The organism is Pseudomonas sp. KBW05 (assembly GCF_003852405.1).
GTDB lineage: Bacteria > Pseudomonadota > Gammaproteobacteria > Pseudomonadales > Pseudomonadaceae > Aquipseudomonas.
Map to the genome: position 1 here is coordinate 59,029 of NZ_QAJM01000018.1, position 15,118 is coordinate 74,146.

At 61.5% G+C, this 15,118-nt stretch carries 15 protein-coding genes; 4 read left to right on the forward strand and 11 right to left on the reverse strand.

Going from position 1 to position 15,118, the window contains the following annotated elements:
- Positions 1–2 precede the first annotated feature (2 nt).
- Positions 3–503 carry an ATP-dependent zinc protease gene (locus tag DBR46_RS17405; protein WP_124527179.1) on the reverse strand — a complete coding sequence of 167 codons (501 nt, stop codon included), beginning with the start codon at positions 501–503 and terminating at the stop codon, positions 3–5.
- Between the two features lie 173 nt (positions 504–676).
- Between DBR46_RS17405 and DBR46_RS17410 the strand changes: the two genes are divergently transcribed.
- Complete coding sequence (locus tag DBR46_RS17410) at positions 677–1,591, forward strand: acyltransferase (RefSeq protein WP_124527180.1); 915 nt, start codon at positions 677–679, stop codon at positions 1,589–1,591.
- A gap of 17 nt (positions 1,592–1,608) precedes the next feature.
- On the opposite strand, the gene DBR46_RS17415 is transcribed toward DBR46_RS17410, so the two are convergent.
- The gene (locus DBR46_RS17415) at positions 1,609–2,400 is read right to left on the reverse strand and encodes a hypothetical protein (protein WP_124527181.1); all 792 of its coding nucleotides are present in this window, start codon (positions 2,398–2,400) and stop codon (positions 1,609–1,611) included.
- Between the two features lie 159 nt (positions 2,401–2,559).
- Complete coding sequence (locus DBR46_RS17420; RefSeq protein ID WP_124527182.1) at positions 2,560–3,132, reverse strand: DUF2780 domain-containing protein; 573 nt, start codon at positions 3,130–3,132, stop codon at positions 2,560–2,562.
- A gap of 151 nt (positions 3,133–3,283) precedes the next feature.
- Between DBR46_RS17420 and DBR46_RS17425 the strand changes: the two genes are divergently transcribed.
- The 3 genes from DBR46_RS17425 to DBR46_RS17435 all read left to right on the forward strand — a co-directional run bounded on the left by DBR46_RS17425 (position 3,284) and on the right by DBR46_RS17435 (position 5,125).
- Positions 3,284–3,907, forward strand: coding sequence for a sigma-70 family RNA polymerase sigma factor (locus tag DBR46_RS17425; protein ID WP_124527183.1), 624 nt, complete (start codon positions 3,284–3,286; stop codon positions 3,905–3,907).
- Positions 3,904–4,581, forward strand: coding sequence for an anti-sigma factor (locus DBR46_RS17430; RefSeq protein ID WP_124527184.1), 678 nt, complete (start codon positions 3,904–3,906; stop codon positions 4,579–4,581). The genes DBR46_RS17425 and DBR46_RS17430 overlap by 4 nt, the downstream gene beginning before the upstream one ends.
- 85 nt (positions 4,582–4,666) lie before the next feature.
- A complete protein-coding gene (locus DBR46_RS17435) occupies positions 4,667–5,125 on the forward strand; it encodes an anti-sigma factor (RefSeq protein WP_124527185.1) in 459 nt (152 codons plus the stop codon).
- Between the two features lie 59 nt (positions 5,126–5,184).
- Here the strand turns inward: DBR46_RS17435 and fdhA are convergent, their stop codons facing one another.
- The 8 genes from fdhA to DBR46_RS17475 form a co-directional block, all read right to left on the reverse strand.
- A complete protein-coding gene (gene fdhA, locus DBR46_RS17440; RefSeq protein ID WP_124527186.1) occupies positions 5,185–6,384 on the reverse strand; it encodes a formaldehyde dehydrogenase, glutathione-independent in 1,200 nt (399 codons plus the stop codon).
- Between the two features lie 195 nt (positions 6,385–6,579).
- Positions 6,580–7,437 (reverse strand): formyltetrahydrofolate deformylase, encoded by an 858-nt coding sequence (gene purU, locus DBR46_RS17445; protein WP_016977808.1) that lies wholly within the window; start codon positions 7,435–7,437, stop codon positions 6,580–6,582.
- A 10-nt stretch (positions 7,438–7,447) separates the two neighbouring features.
- Positions 7,448–8,080, reverse strand: a complete 633-nt coding sequence (locus tag DBR46_RS17450; RefSeq protein WP_124527187.1) for a sarcosine oxidase subunit gamma — start codon at positions 8,078–8,080, stop codon at positions 7,448–7,450.
- Positions 8,081–8,228: 148 nt separating this feature from the next.
- A complete protein-coding gene (locus tag DBR46_RS17455; RefSeq protein WP_124527188.1) occupies positions 8,229–11,246 on the reverse strand; it encodes a sarcosine oxidase subunit alpha in 3,018 nt (1,005 codons plus the stop codon).
- Positions 11,243–11,545, reverse strand: a complete 303-nt coding sequence (locus DBR46_RS17460) for a sarcosine oxidase subunit delta (RefSeq protein WP_017738445.1) — start codon at positions 11,543–11,545, stop codon at positions 11,243–11,245. Before DBR46_RS17460 ends, DBR46_RS17455 begins: the two co-directional genes overlap by 4 nt.
- Before the next feature lie 15 nt (positions 11,546–11,560).
- Positions 11,561–12,811, reverse strand: a complete 1,251-nt coding sequence (locus DBR46_RS17465; RefSeq protein WP_010207084.1) for a sarcosine oxidase subunit beta — start codon at positions 12,809–12,811, stop codon at positions 11,561–11,563.
- 22 nt (positions 12,812–12,833) lie between these two features.
- Positions 12,834–14,087 (reverse strand): serine hydroxymethyltransferase, encoded by a 1,254-nt coding sequence (glyA, locus tag DBR46_RS17470; protein ID WP_124527189.1) that lies wholly within the window; start codon positions 14,085–14,087, stop codon positions 12,834–12,836.
- A 238-nt stretch (positions 14,088–14,325) separates the two neighbouring features.
- Positions 14,326–15,048, reverse strand: coding sequence for a TraX family protein (locus DBR46_RS17475; RefSeq protein WP_124527190.1), 723 nt, complete (start codon positions 15,046–15,048; stop codon positions 14,326–14,328).
- Positions 15,049–15,118 lie beyond the last annotated feature (70 nt).

The window sequence follows — 15,118 nt, forward strand, 5'->3', positions numbered from 1 at the left end:
TATCAGCAGTCCGGTTTGTCCGCAGTGTAACGACGCGCCGGGTTTACCGCTGCGCCAAATTCACGCAGGGCCTTGGCGCCGATCAGCAACGGGTAGTTGAAGCTGCTGCGGTCGGTGAGGTTGACCTCGACGGTGCGCTTGACGTTGCCCAGGCACATTTCCAGGTCGATCACCGGGCGCTTGGCCACGGTGGCTTCGTCCTTGTCGTCGTCTTCGTCGGCGCGGCTCTTGATCTTGCTGATGCGCGAGACTTTGTGCTCGTAGACCTTGTCGGACGCGTCCTTGCCGCCGAGGCGGAAGCGCACCCAGTCGTCGCCGTCACGTTGGAAGGTTTCGATGTTGCGCGCAGAGAGCGAGGCCGTCAGGGCGCCGGTGTCCATCTTGGCCTTGAAGGTTTCGCCGATCTCCGGCAATTGGATGTATTCGTAGCGACCGTAGAGGGTCGGTTCGGCAGCCATGACGGGCACGGCAACCAGGGCGAACGCAGCAAGTAACAGTTTCACGAAGGGATGTCCTCGGAAAGAAGTAGGCGGATTCTAGACCGCAAAAGCGCGGGTTAGTTAGCTCGTTCCTACGCAGAGCGTGGGAACGATCACATTCGTCCAGCGCTTTGCGATTTGGCCTCTAGACTCACCTTGCTTATCATGGCCCGCCCACAAGAATCCAAGAGTTGCTTATGCGCCGCCTGCTCACCGGCTGTTTTGTCACCCTGCTGCTGTTGCTCAACACCCTGGTCCTGATCGGTCCGTTGATGGCGTTTGCCCTGCTCAAACTGGTCGCCCCCGGCCGCTCGCGCGACACCATGTCGTGGGCGGTAATGTGGATCGCCGAGACCTGGGCCGAGATCGACAAGCTGATTTTCGCGCTGTGTATCCCGACGCAATGGGACATTCGTGGCGGCGGCGACTTGCGCACCGACACGTCCTACCTGGTCATCAGCAACCACCAATCCTGGGTGGATATCCCCGCGCTGATCCAGGCTCTCAATCGGCGTACGCCGTTCTTCAAGTTTTTCCTGAAAAAAGAGCTGATCTGGGTGCCCTTCCTTGGCCTGGCCTGGTGGGCGCTGGATTACCCGTTCATGAAACGCTACAGCAAGGCGTTCCTGGCCAAACACCCGGAGCTGGCCGGGCAGGATTTGCAGATCACCAGGCAGGCGTGCGAGCTGTTCAAGCGCCAGCCGGTGACGGTGGTCAATTATCTGGAGGGAACGCGATTTACCGAGGCCAAACGGGTGCAGCAGTCATCACCCTTTACCCATCTGCTCAAGCCCAAGGCGGGCGGCGTGGCGTTTGTACTGGCGGCGATGGGTGAACAACTGGATGCGATCCTCGACGTCACCGTGGTTTACCCTCAGGAGAAGACGCCAGGGTTCTGGGACTTGATCAGCGGCGCAGTGCCGAAAGTGATCATTGATATCCGCACCCGCGAACTGGACCCGGCGTTATGGCAGGGGGATTACGAGAACGATCCGGCGTTTCGCCAGACCATCCAGAACTGGGTGAACCAGCTCTGGACGGAGAAGGACCTGCGTATACAAGCGCTTTCAAATGAACGCGGTGGGACTGGTCACAGAACCTTGGAGCCTTAGTGTTTTGGGTTCAACGTTCAGGCCTGCGACTGCAGGCTATTCACTAGAGCCGTTCGTACCTGTTCGGCGTCACTGGCCGTAGCGCCAACGCCAACAAGATCTTGAATGGCCGAGCGCAGATCGGCCAACACCTGTTGGGCATCTGCGCCGGTAGCGCCGCCATCAAGGAGCTTCTTGAGGGTTGAAGCTACAGTGTCAGCCTTATCATCCAGGGACTTCGACGTCTTCGACTGCAGGTCTGCAAGCTTGACCGCACCTGGCATTTCTCCGTCGCCAGTCCACTGTTTCGCCGGCCCGACCACTATTGGCTGGCCGTCCTTCCCCTTTATAATATCGACCCCGCCGGAAGGCAGCTCTTTGTCGGCTGGCCACTCCTTCGCACCTCGTTTAGCCCCTTCATCTGTAAGCTTGACCGCACCTGGCATTTCTCCGTCGCCAGTCCACTGTTTCGCCGGCCCGAGCACTATTGGCTGGCCGTCCTTCCCCTTTATAATATCGACCCCGCCTGAAGGCAGCTCTTTACCGGCTGGCCATTCTTTCGCCGCTGCATCGCTGCGAGAGCTTTCCGAGCCGATAAATGTCTGGAGTGTTTGCAAGCTTTTCAGCAGGTTGGCAACTGACTTATCAGGATTGGTTCCATCAAGTACGGCCCTCACGTCATTGCGCAAATCCTGCATTAACCACGTCGGGATCTGCGAGCTATTCGCTGCGTTTGCGCCAATCTGTCCAGTTTTTTGGCTCTGCTCATGGCTGTTGAGCTGGTTGATAAAGGTCTGCACTGTATTCTGAAGCTGGTTGACAGAAGTCATGGGTTCACCAGTGGGTCAGTTGATTGAACCTTCCTACAGATCAACTATCGCGATGCTGTGAAGGTACTACTGCGTGGCCCTCACAACTCCTACCGTTCCCAGTGCCTCACCACAATTTATTTCAACGACAACCAGCCCCCCATATTGCAGCAAACACAGTCAACCGCCAGTCCCCCAAGCCTGGGCCAGTTTGCCCAGCACCGAGCTACTGGCACCCTGGCCACCCAGGTATTGCAGGATCACCGGCGCAAACTGGCCGATCATGCCGCTGTCCATGCCCAGGGCACTGAACGCGGTATTCAGGTCGTTGGTGCTCTTCACGTTACCCAGCAGGCCATCAAGGCCGCTGGTCTTGCTGCCGCCCGCCTGGCCGAGCATCCCGCTCAAGGCGCCGAGGCTGCCCAGGGCGTTGTTGCCCGACAGTTGATCCAGGCCCGGCACGCTGTTGCCCAGTTGCGAGTAGTCATTGCCGCTGAGTTTGTTCTTGGCCAAGCCGAGCATGGCACCGGTGCCGCCGACCGCCTGCTCGGGGGTGATGTTCAGTTGCGAGGTCAGTGCGCTCAGCAGGCCGGCCGTCTCGGACGACGGTGCAGCAGCGGCAGCCTTGTTGTTGCCACCTTGCATGCCGGAAATCGCATTGGCTGCATCGCCAAGGCTGAAGCCTGCGGCGAACACCGGGCCGGCTGCCAGGGTCATCAGGCAGGAAAGGGCAAAACCGCGTGAAATCTTCATTGAAACAACCTCTGGATGTAAGAGCTGAAAGCAGGGCTTTGACTGACCATCCCGAAGGATTGTTCCCACGTAGAGATTAGTTCAGAAAAGGCTGCATCCGAATGGTCCGCCTGCGCGTATATCTCCCATGCGCCGACCGGAGTTGCATGGAATGAATGCCATCGCTGAACTACCCTCTTACCGAGCGCAGTCACGCAGCCCTCGCTCGGTGATCTGGAGAAGCCTTATTTCGACTCACGATGCAGACCCGTTGCGCGCCCTGCTGGCCGAATCTGCCTCTGGCAATCGCCAGGCGTTCGAGGCGCTTTACCGCAGTGTTTCGCCGCGCTTGCACGGCATCGCCCTGCGCTTCATGGGGCGCTCGGACCTGGCTGAAGAGGTACTGCAGGAAGCCTTCGTGCGCATCTGGTACAACGCCTCGCGCTACGAGGCCCACCTGGCGGCACCGATGACGTGGATGGTCAACATCACCCGCAACCTGGCCATCGACCAATTACGCAAACGCCGCGAACAGCCCCTGGCCGACGGCCAACAGGACGCCCTGCCCGACGACGGCCCCAGCGCCCACGAACAGCTCGACCGTGAACGTGGCGCCCAGGCACTTAGCCGCTGCCTCGATAGCCTTGACGCCGTGCAACGCCAATCGATCAGTGTGGCGTACTTCAAGGGCCTGTCATGCACGGAGCTGGCCGAACACATGGCGGCGCCGCTGGGTTCGGTCAAATCCTGGATCCGTCGCGGCATGGAACGCCTGCGCAGGTGCCTTGAATCATGAACTACCAAACCCCTACCCTGCGCCGCGCACTCGCCGCCGACTATGCCATTGGGCTGATGCCGGCTACCGCCCGTCGGCGTTTTGACAGCCTGCTGCTGGACGATGCGGCGCTGCGCGTCGAACTCGGCCGCTGGCAGGACGCCCTCGCCAGCCTGTCCGGCGGGCTACCGGAACACCCGGTGCCAGACCACGTGTGGGCAGGCATCCAGGCACGCATCGAGCCGCAGGTGCTGCACCTGCCGGTGAAGAAACCGGTGTGGCGCAATGTGCGCCTGCTGGCGGCCGCCTGCGCGGTGGGCGTGGCGCTGTTGGTGGGCGTGTTGTACCCGCGCGATCCGGGCGTGACGTACAACGCCACCCTGCTCAACGCCAGCCAGCAGCCGGCGTTGCGGGTGCAGGCGGTAGGCGATCACCTGCAAATCGAGGCGCTGGCGTTGGCCGCTGTGGAGCCCGCGCGTGACTTGGAGCTATGGGCAGTTCCCAGCGGCGGCAAACCGATATCCCTGGGCCTTGTGCCGGCCAATGGAAAAGGTCGAATTCAACTGAGCACGGCCCAGCAAGCCTTGCTCATCAAGCCGCTGACCCTGGCCGTCAGCCTGGAACCACGCGGCGGTTCGCCGACCGGCCAGCCTACTGGCCCTGTGCTATATCAAGGCCAATTGGCATCACTTTAACGAAGATCACGGCTGATGGGCTCAGGAACCCATCGCCCCGCGCAAGGTCCATGAACTAACTACAAAATTTGTCAGGAAGAGACCTATGACTACGATCGACCCCCAAGTGATTGAGTACAAGCCCTCATTCTGGACCCGGCCACGTCTTTTCGTGGGCGCTTGCCTTGTGGTACTCGCCGGTGTGGGTGGCGCCCTGTACACCCAGGACTCGGTCAAATCCGCCGCCACCCTGGTGACCACGGCCCAACAACCTGCGGCACAGATCATGGCCCACAAGGACTACCTGGAAGTGCGATCGATCGCCGCCACCGCCGTCGCGCCAGGCCAGAGCCTGGAGCTGTGGGCAATTCCCGAGGACGGCGTGCCTGTCTCCCTTGGCCTGTTGCCGGAAGATGGCAAAGGCATCATCGGGCTGAACCCGCGTCAGCAGGAATCCATCAAGAAGCCGGTAGCGCTGATGGTGAGTTCGGAAATCAAAGGCGGCTCGGTGAGCAAGCAGCCAACGGGGCCGACGGTGTATCAGGGCGCATTGGCCACTCGCTGAAACAAAAATGAGGGAGGGGGTTGCCCCCTCCCTCATTTGGATTACAACATCGCCTAGGCTCAGGCGGCGCTGAACAACTTGTGCGGATCAATCACAAACTTCTTCGGCACACCGGCATCAAATTCGCCGTAGCCTTTTGGCGCTTGATCCAGGCTGATCACCTCCACGCCAACGATGTCAGCGATGTTGATACGATCCCACATGATCGCCTGCATCAGCTGGCGGTTGTACTTCATCACCGGCGTCTGGCCGGTGTGGAAGCTGTGGGACTTGGCCCAGCCCAGGCCAAAGCGAATGCTCAGGCTGCCCATCTTCGCGGCGGCATCCACAGCACCTGGATCTTCGGTCACGTACAGGCCAGGAATACCAATCTTGCCCGCCACGCGCACCACACCCATCAACGAGTTGAGCACGGTGGCCGGTGCTTCGGCCTTGACGCCGTCATGCCCGTGGCCGCGGGCTTCGAAGCCCACGCAGTCCACCGCGCAATCCACTTCCGGCTCGCCCAGCAACGCGGCGATCTGTTCGTGCAGCGGGGTGTCGGTGGACAGGTCGGCAATCTCGAAACCCTGCGCTTTGGCGTGGGCCAGGCGGATCGGGTTGACGTCACCGATGATCACCACCGCCGCACCGAGCAGGCGGGCAGAGGCGGCAGCGGCCAGGCCGACCGGGCCGGCACCGGCGATGTAGACGGTGCTGCCTGGGCCAACGCCGGCAGTCACGGCGCCGTGGTAGCCGGTGGGCAGGATGTCGGAGAGGCAGGTCAGGTCACGGATTTTTTCCATGGCCTTGTCGCGGTCCGGCAGTTTCAGCAGGTTGAAGTCGGCATACGGCACCAGCACGTACTCGGCCTGGCCGCCGGTCCAGTCGCCCATGTCGACGTAGCCGTAGGCACCGCCCGGGCGGGCCGGGTTGACACTCAGGCACACGCCTGTGTGTTGTTCTTTGCAGGAGCGGCACAGACCGCAGGCAACGTTGAACGGCACCGAGACCAGGTCGCCGATTTTCAGGTTTTCGACGCCGCTGCCCATCTCGATCACTTCACCGGTGATCTCGTGACCGAGCACCAGGCCGACCTGGGCAGTGGTGCGGCCGCGCACCATGTGTTGGTCGGAGCCGCAGATATTGGTGGAGACCACGCGCAGGATGACGCCGTGCTCAATCTTCCTGCCACGGGGGTCCTGCATTTTGGGATAGTCGATTTTCTGTACTTCGACCTTGCCGTTGCCGAGATACACGACACCACGATTACCAGACATGCTTTCACCTCGCTGTTGTTTTTATGGAACCGCGTTGCCCTTGGGTGGGCAGCGCGTTAAATGCTCGGGTACAGATGCTGTTTTTGCGTTGTTAGTGAAGGCCTCTTCGCGAGCAAGCCCGCTCCCACATTCGACTGGGTTCCAACTTTGGAACGCGGTCGAATGTGGGAGCGGGCTTGCTCGCGAAGGCGTCCATCAGAGCACCACTGTTCTATTGGCGTTCAAGAAAACCCGCCGCTCAATGTGATACCCCACCGCCCGGGCCAACGTCAGCCCTTCAATATCCCGCCCCTTGGCAATCAAATCCTCGGGATAGTGGCTGTGATCCACCACCTCCACGCCCTGGGCGATGATCGGGCCTTCGTCCAGATCGTTGTTGATGTAATGCGCCGTGGCGCCGACTAATTTCACACCCTTGTTGTACGCCTGATGATACGGCTTCGCGCCCTTGAACCCAGGCAACAACGAGTGGTGAATGTTGATGGCCTTTCCATCAAGTTTGCGGCACAGCTCCGGCGACAACACTTGCATGTAGCGCGCAAGGATCACCAATTCCGCCCCGGTGTCTTCCACCACCTGCCACACCTGACGCTCCTGGGACGGTTTGTCGTTGGGGTCGAGGGGGAAATGGTAGTAGGGAATCTGGTGCCAGTCGGCCAATGGCTTCAGATCGGGGTGGTTGGACACCACCGCGACCACGTCCATCGACAACTGACCGATACGCTGGCGGTACAACAGGTCGTTGAGGCAGTGATCGGCCTTGGAGACCATGATCACCACTTTTGGCCGGTAGTTCGGCGCGGTCAGTTCGAAGATCATGCCGAACGCTTCACCGCGCGTGGCCAGGCCGTCGCGGAAACCCTGCTCGTCAAAACCATCGGGCTGGCGGAACTCCACGCGGATGAAGAACCGGCCCGAAAGCCGATCATCAAACGAGTGGTGCTCAGTGACGTAGCAACCCTGCTCGAACAGGTAGCGGGTGACCGCGTCCACCGTGCCGAGCACGCTGGGGCAGTCGGCGGTCAAAATCCATGTATCAGGTGCGCGGCTCATGGGGCATTCCTCAGGCTTGAACGCTCAGGCCGAATTCGGCGGACGCATCCTGCAACCACAACCACCAGTAGTCCGAGAAGCTGCGGCGAATCAGCAACTCCCACGTGTCTTCGGCCGTGTGGCGGATCACCAGTTGCGACTTGGCGAACACCGTGCCCACCGCCTTGCCCACTGGGAAGTTGTCGGGGTGCACGTCGTAGCTGGTGGACTTCATCAGCACATCGCGCACGTTCGGCCCGCTCAGCTCCAGAATCTGCTGGCCGCCGCTGACGTTGACGATCTGGATATGCAGCTCACCCAGGGCTTCACGCAGGCTTTTCTCGGCGGCGAATTCTTCACCGCTTGGCACGATGAGCAACCACTCATCCGGGCCGAGCCATTGCAGGCTGGTTTCGCCCTTGATGATCACGCTCAGGGCGCCTGGCAACTCGATGCCCAGGGCCTTGTGTACGCCGGCAGCAAAGGCTGCATCGTGGCCGTCGCCACGAATGGTCAGGTGGCCCAGGAGTTTCTTTTCGCGCACGGTCACGCCGGCGTTCTTGCGGCCCTTGCCGACCAGGCTGGCGAGGTCGGCATGGTGCAGCGACGACTCGGCCTTGGCCCCGGTGGTTGGGCGTTGTTGGTAAACGTTGGCTGCTGTCATAAAGCACCTGTTCTGAATTCGGTGGTGTCTGTTCTGGCCTCATCGCGGGCAAGCCCGGCTCCCACATTGACTGCATTTACACATGTTGATTTGTGAATACATTCCAGTGTGGGAGCTGGCTTGCCTGCGATGCAGGCGACTCGGTCCATCAGATGTTCTGGCGATCGCCCTTAGGATCGAAGAACACCGAAGACACAATCTCCGCCTCGATCACGCTGCCATCCGCCTGCGGTGAGAACACCCGCTCGCCAATGCGCTTCAAGCCGCCCTTCACCACGCCCATCGCGAACGAATAGCCGAGGGAGTTGTGGGCATAACTTGAGGTCACGTGACCGACCATCTTCATCGGAATCGACTGCTTCGGATCGAACACCAACTGCGCGCCTTCCGGCAGCCACACTTTCGGGTCGACCGGCTTCAAGCCCACCAGTTGCTTGCGCTCTTCACGCACACAGTCTTCACGGTTCATGCCGCGCCAGCCGATCCACGAGAACGGCTTGGTACGCCCCACACACCAGCCCATGTTCAGGTCGTCCGGGGTCATCGAGCCGTCGGTATCCTGGCCGACGATGATGAAGCCCTTCTCGGCCCGCAGCACGTGCATGGTTTCGGTGCCGTACGGGGTCAGGTTGTACTTCTTGCCGGCGTCGACGATTTTTTCCAGCACGCCCATGGCGTAGTCGGCCTGCACGTTGACTTCGTACGACAGCTCACCGGTAAACGAGATCCGGAACACCCGCGCCGGTACGCCGCCCACCAGGCCTTCTTTCCAGGTCATGAACGGGAAGCCGTCCTTGTCCAGGTCGATGTCGGTCACTTCGGCCAGCAGCTTGCGGCTGTTGGGGCCGGACAGGGTCATGGTGGCCCAGTGGTCGGTGACCGAGGTGAAGTACACCTTGAGGTCTGGCCATTCGGTCTGCTGGTAGATTTCCAGCCACTGGAGTACGCGGGCGGCGCCGCCGGTGGTGGTGGTCATCAGGAAGTGGTTGTCGGCGAGGCAGGCGGTCACGCCGTCGTCGAAGACCATGCCGTCTTCCTTGCACATCAGGCCGTAGCGCGCCTTGCCCACGTCGAGCTTGGTCCAGGCGTTGGTGTAGATGCGGTTGAGGAACTCACGGGCATCCGGGCCCTGGATGTCGATCTTGCCGAGGGTGGACGCATCCAGCAGGCCAACGCTGTCGCGCACGGCCAGGCATTCGCGTTTCACTGCGGCGTGCAGGTCTTCACCGTTGCGCGGGAAGTACCACGGGCGTTTCCACTGGCCGACGTCTTCAAACTCGGCGCCGTTCTTCACGTGCCAGGCTTGCAACGCGGTGTAACGGACGGGTTCGAAGATGTGCCCACAGTGACGGCCGGCTACCGCGCCGAAGGTCACCGGCGTGTAGTTCGGGCGGAACATGGTGGTGCCCATCTGCGGGATGGTCACGTTCAGCGAACGGGCGGCAATCGCCAGGCCGTTGACGTTGCCCAGCTTGCCTTGGTCGGTGCCGAAGCCCAGCGCGGTGTAGCGTTTGACGTGCTCGACCGACTCGAAACCTTCGCGGGTCGCCAGTTCGATGGCGGCGGCGGTCACGTCGTTTTGCAGGTCGACGAATTGCTTCGGTGCGCGTGCGGTGGGCTTGTCGTGGGGCACTTGGTACACGGCCAGGGTCGGCTCTTCCAAGCGGCTCAAGGCTTTTGGCAAGGTGCCTTCGACCGGCGCAAAACCGGCTTCACTGGCCGCGCGCACGCCGCCTTCAAAACCATCGGCCAAGGAATCGCCCAAGCCGTAGACGCCATTGATACCACCGACGCACACACGTTTCTGCGGTGCTTCACCCGGTACAAAACCGAGGATGTCTTCGCGCCAGGTCGGCTTGCCGCCCAGGTGCGAGGCCAGGTGGACCACCGGGCTGTAGCCGCCGGAGCTGGCCACCAGGTCGCAGTCCAGCCACTCGCCGGGGCTGGTGACTTTGTGTGCCTTGACGTCAATCGCAGCAACGCGAGCAGCGGTCACACGCTTGGTGCCACGGGCTTCGACCACGGCGCTGCCGGTGAGGATACGAATGCCTTTGGCACGAGCTTCTTCCACCAGCGCACCACGAGGGTTGTGGCGCACATCGGCGACGGCAACCACTTGCAGGCCGGCGTCGAGCCAGTCCAGCGCAACGCGGTAGGCGTGGTCGTTGTTGGTCGACAGCACCAGTTTCTTGCCCGGTGCCACGCCGTAGCGACGCACGTAGGTCGAAACCGCACCGGCGAGCATGTTGCCCGGCACGTCGTTGTTGCCGTACACCAGCGGACGCTCGCACGCACCGGTCGCCAGCACTACGCGCTTGGCGCGCACACGGTGGATACGCTGGCGCACCACGCCAATCGGCGCACGGTCACCGAGGTGGTCGGTGAGGCGTTCGTGAATGGTCAGGAAGTTATGGTCGTGGTAGCCGTTGACGGTGGCGCGGGGCAGCAGCACCACGTCGGGCAGGGCTTTCAGTTCAGCAATGACGCTGGCGACCCATTCGGTAGCCGGCTTGCCGTCGAGGCTTTCACGGGAATCGAGCAGCGAGCCGCCGAACTCTTCCTGCTCGTCGGCGATGATCACGCGGGCACCGCTGCGTGCGGCGGCCAGTGCAGCGGCCAAACCGGCAGGGCCTGCGCCGACTACCAGCACGTCGCAGTGACGGTTGAAGTTGTCGTAGGTGTCCGGGTCGTTCTCGGTCGGCGAGCGGCCAAGGCCAGCGGCCTTGCGGATGTACTTCTCGTACGTCATCCAGAACGATTGCGGGTACATGAAGGTTTTGTAGTAGAAACCCGGCGGCATCAGCTTGCCGCCGACCTTGCCAAGAATGCCCATCACGTCAGTGTTGACGTTCGGCCAGCCGTTGGTGCTGGTGGCGACCAGGCCTTGGTACAGCGCCTGTTGCGTGGCACGCACGTTGGGGATCTGGGTGGCTTCGGTGGCACCGATCTGCAACACCGCGTTCGGCTCTTCGGCGCCGGCGGCAAAGATGCCGCGAGGACGCGAGTACTTGAAGCTGCGGCCGATGATATCGACGCCGTTGGCCAACAGGGCGGCGGCGAGCGTGTCACCTTCAAAGCCCTTGTAGGTCTGGCCGTTGAAGGTAAACGTGAGGACTTTGTTACGATCGATCCGGCCACCGTTGGACAGGCGATTGGTCTGGCTCATACCTTCTCTCCAGAGGCCTTGGCGGTGAATTGTGGCTTCTCACCGATCTTGTAGGTTTCAAGAATTTCGTAGGTCAGGGTGTCGCGGGTCGCGTTGAAGTACTGGCGGCAACCGGCGGCGTGAATCCACAGTTCGTGGTGCAGGCCGCGCGGGTTGTCGCGGAAGAACATGTAGTCGCCCCACTGCTCGTCGGTGCAGGTATTCGGGTCCAGCGGGCGCGGGATGTGCGCTTGGCCGGACGCGTGGAATTCCTCTTCGGAGCGCAGTTCGCCACAGTGAGGACAGAAGATATGCAACATAGGAAATTTCTCCTGTTAGTGGGCGACGGCCGCAGCGCCGTGTTCGTCGATCAACGCACCGTTGTGGAAACGGTCGATGGAGAAAGGTGCGGCCAACGGGTGCATTTCACCCTTGGCCAGGCTGGCGGCAAACACGTTGCCTGAGCCCGGTGTGGCCTTGAAGCCACCGGTGCCCCAGCCGCAGTTGAAGAACATGTTCGGTACCGGCGTCTTGGAGATGATCGGGCACGCATCCGGCGTGGTGTCGACGATGCCACCCCACTGACGGTTCATGCGCACGCGCGACAGCACCGGGAACATTTCGACGATGGCCTGGATGGTGTGTTCGATCACCGGGTACGAACCACGCTGGCCGTAGCCGTTGTAGCCGTCGATACCGGCGCCGATCACCAGGTCGCCCTTGTCGGACTGGCTGATGTAACCGTGCACGGCGTTGGACATGATCACGCTGTCGATAATCGGCTTGATCGGCTCCGACACCAACGCTTGCAGCGGGTGGGATTCGATCGGCAGGCGGAAGCCCGCCAGCGAGGCCATGTGCCCGGAGTTACCGGCGGTGACCACACCGACGCGCTTGGCGCCGATAAAGCCCTTGTTGGTTTCCACGCCGATGCACACGCCGTTTTCCTTGCGAAAGCCGATCACTTCGGTCTGCTGGATCAAGTCCACGCCGAGGGCGTCGGCAGCACGGGCAAAGCCCCAGGCCACGGCATCGTGACGGGCCACGCCGCCGCGGCGTTGCACGGTGGCGCCGAGCACTGGGTAGCGGGTGTTTTTCGAGCAATCCAGGTACGGGATCTCGTCCGCCACTTGCTTGGCGTTGAGCAGCTCGCCGTCCACGCCGTTGAGGCGGTTGGCACTCACGCGGCGCTCGGAATCACGGATGTCCTGCAGGGTGTGGCACAGGTTGTAGACACCACGCTGGGAGAACATCACGTTGTAGTTCAGGTCCTGGGACAGGCCTTCCCACAGTTTCATCGCGTGTTCGTACAGGTGCGCCGACTCGTCCCACAGGTAGTTGGAACGCACGATGGTGGTGTTGCGCGCGGTGTTACCGCCGCCCAGCCAGCCTTTCTCGACCACGGCCACGTTAGTGATGCCGTGTTCCTTGGCCAGGTAGTAGGCGGTCGCCAGACCATGCCCGCCGCCGCCGACGATGACCACGTCGTAGACCTTCTTGGGGGTCGGCGTGCGCCACATCTTCTGCCAGTTTTCGTGGTGGCTGAGGGAGTGCTTGAAGAGGCCGAAGCCCGAGTAGCGTTGCATAGTCATTACTCCAAAACCGCGCTCAGCGATAAACCGGGAAATCAGCGCACAGGGCAGACACGTGCTTGGCCACGTTGGCCTCGACATCGGCGTCGCCGAGGTTGTCGAGGATGTCGCAGATCCAGCCAGCCAGTTCGATGCACTGCGGCACTTTGAAACCACGGGTGGTCACCGCCGGAGTGCCGATGCGCAGGCCCGAGGTCACGAACGGCGACTGCGGGTCATTCGGCACAGCGTTTTTGTTGACGGTGATGTGGGCGCGACCGAGGGCGGCGTCGGCCTCTTTGCCGGTGAGGCCCTGACGGATCAGGCTGACCAGGAACAGGTGGTTATCGGTACCGCCGGACACCACGTCATATCCGCGCTTGATGAACACCTCGGCCATGGCCTGGGCGTTGTCGATCACTTGCTGCTGGTACGCCTTGAAGCCCGGCTCCAGCGCCTCCTTGAAGCACACGGCCTTGCCGGCGATGACATGCATCAGCGGGCCGCCCTGGGCACCGGGGAACACGGCAGCGTTGAGTTTCTTTTCGATTTCTTCGTTGGCCTTGGCCAGGATCAGGCCGCCACGCGGACCGCGCAGGGTCTTGTGGGTGGTGGTGGTGACCACGTCGGCGTACGGCAGCGGGTTCGGGTACAGGCCAGCGGCAACCAGGCCGGCGACGTGGGCCATGTCGACGAACAGCAGCGCGCCCACCTTGTCGGCGATGGCGCGGAAGCGTGGGAAGTCCAGGGTCTTGGAGTAGGCAGAGAAACCGGCCACGACCATTTTCGGCTTGTGCTCGACGGCCAGGCGCTCGACTTCGTCGTAATCGATCAGGCCGGTGTCGGTGTTGATGCCGTATTGCACCGCGTTGTACAGCTTGCCCGAGGACGACACTTTGGCGCCGTGGGTCAGGTGACCGCCGTGGGCCAGGCTCATGCCGAGGATGGTGTCGCCAGCGTTGATCAGGGCCAGGTACACCGCGCTGTTGGCCGAAGAACCAGAGTGCGGCTGCACGTTGGCATAATCGGCACCGAACAGTTGCTTGGCGCGTTCGATGGCCAGGGCTTCGACTTTATCCACATGCTCGCAGCCACCGTAGTAGCGCTTGCCCGGGTAGCCTTCGGCGTATTTGTTGGTAAGGCCGCTGCCTTGCGCTTCCATCACACGTTTGCTGGTGTAGTTCTCTGACGCGATCAGCTCGATATGATCTTCCTGGCGCTGCTCCTCGGCGTTCATGGCCGCCAGCAGTGCGTCGTCATATCCCTGGATCTGGTCTTGTTTGCTGAACATCGCGTCTCTCCCAGCCTTTCGTATTGTTGAGGCCCGGTGCAGGGCCCTTTGATGCGATGGTAGGGCTGGCGCTTGTAGATCAAATGCCTACGCACGCCACGCAAAGGTGCGTTTACGACATTCATTGAACGCCGCAGAACAAATGTGGGAGCGGGCTTGCTCGCGAATGCGGTGTGTCAGCCAATACAGGTGTTGACTGACACACCGCATTCGCGAGCAAGCCCGCTCCCACAGGGGGTTAGACAATGATCTTGCGGACGATTAGCAGCAGAAGGAAGTGCAGCGGATAAAGGGTATAAGCCCAGCGCCTCATGGCCGGTGGCGAAACATATTTGGCATGTCGCAACAAGAACAGCCCCGCCAATGGCGCAATCAGGCATGCGGCCAGCCCCAACTTCGCCACCAGCGTGTCGCTATTGAGCAAAACCTGCCATTGATTGGCGGCCACACACACCAACCCCGGCAATACGCTGAAATACCAGGGACGGCTGAACACCAGCAGCATCGCCAACGGCAGCAGCACACCAAAAAATCCGAACATCAGGTGTGTGGAAAACACCCCGGCTATCATGACGGCAACCAGCGCCAATCCTCGATCAAAAAGCGTCTTCTGCTGCCATCCTCGCGCAACCAGCAAACCCAGCGCCAAGGTCGGCAATACGTTCAACGTATCGGCATCGTCGATAAACATCCGATACGGCACCTCGCTGATCACGCTGAACAGCAGCAGCCAACCCAGGTAACGCCAACTGACCGAAGCGTTTTTCACCCGGTGCAGGTTCGCCGCTATCGCCAGGCAAAACCACGGGAACGCCAGGCGCCCCGGTACATACAAGCCATCCAGGCTCAACCCGACATACCGCAGGTGATCAAGCACCATGCACAGCAGCGCCAGCCATTTGAGCAAGTCCAAAGCGCCGTCTCGGACAGGTCCGACAGGCAAGGTGTCAGTAGCGTGCATAATTCCCCAACGACTTTGCATTTACAGTGCGTGCGCACCCCCGACAATCTTGGTTACAGTGCGCACCAAC

Coding starts and splice junctions, on each gene's coding strand:
- DBR46_RS17450 (WP_124527187.1), bottom strand. CDS start 8,080: ATGACAGCAGCCAACGTTTACCAACAACGCCCAACCACCGGGGCCAAG.
- DBR46_RS17475 (WP_124527190.1), bottom strand. CDS start 15,048: ATGCACGCTACTGACACCTTGCCTGTCGGACCTGTCCGAGACGGCGCT.
- DBR46_RS17430 (WP_124527184.1), top strand. CDS start 3,904: ATGAACTACCAAACCCCTACCCTGCGCCGCGCACTCGCCGCCGACTAT.
- purU (WP_016977808.1), bottom strand. CDS start 7,437: ATGAGCCGCGCACCTGATACATGGATTTTGACCGCCGACTGCCCCAGC.
- DBR46_RS17415 (WP_124527181.1), bottom strand. CDS start 2,400: ATGACTTCTGTCAACCAGCTTCAGAATACAGTGCAGACCTTTATCAAC.
- fdhA (WP_124527186.1), bottom strand. CDS start 6,384: ATGTCTGGTAATCGTGGTGTCGTGTATCTCGGCAACGGCAAGGTCGAA.
- DBR46_RS17425 (WP_124527183.1), top strand. CDS start 3,284: ATGAATGCCATCGCTGAACTACCCTCTTACCGAGCGCAGTCACGCAGC.
- DBR46_RS17455 (WP_124527188.1), bottom strand. CDS start 11,246: ATGAGCCAGACCAATCGCCTGTCCAACGGTGGCCGGATCGATCGTAAC.
- DBR46_RS17410 (WP_124527180.1), top strand. CDS start 677: ATGCGCCGCCTGCTCACCGGCTGTTTTGTCACCCTGCTGCTGTTGCTC.
- DBR46_RS17435 (WP_124527185.1), top strand. CDS start 4,667: ATGACTACGATCGACCCCCAAGTGATTGAGTACAAGCCCTCATTCTGG.
- DBR46_RS17460 (WP_017738445.1), bottom strand. CDS start 11,545: ATGTTGCATATCTTCTGTCCTCACTGTGGCGAACTGCGCTCCGAAGAG.
- DBR46_RS17420 (WP_124527182.1), bottom strand. CDS start 3,132: ATGAAGATTTCACGCGGTTTTGCCCTTTCCTGCCTGATGACCCTGGCA.
- DBR46_RS17465 (WP_010207084.1), bottom strand. CDS start 12,811: ATGCAACGCTACTCGGGCTTCGGCCTCTTCAAGCACTCCCTCAGCCAC.
- glyA (WP_124527189.1), bottom strand. CDS start 14,087: ATGTTCAGCAAACAAGACCAGATCCAGGGATATGACGACGCACTGCTG.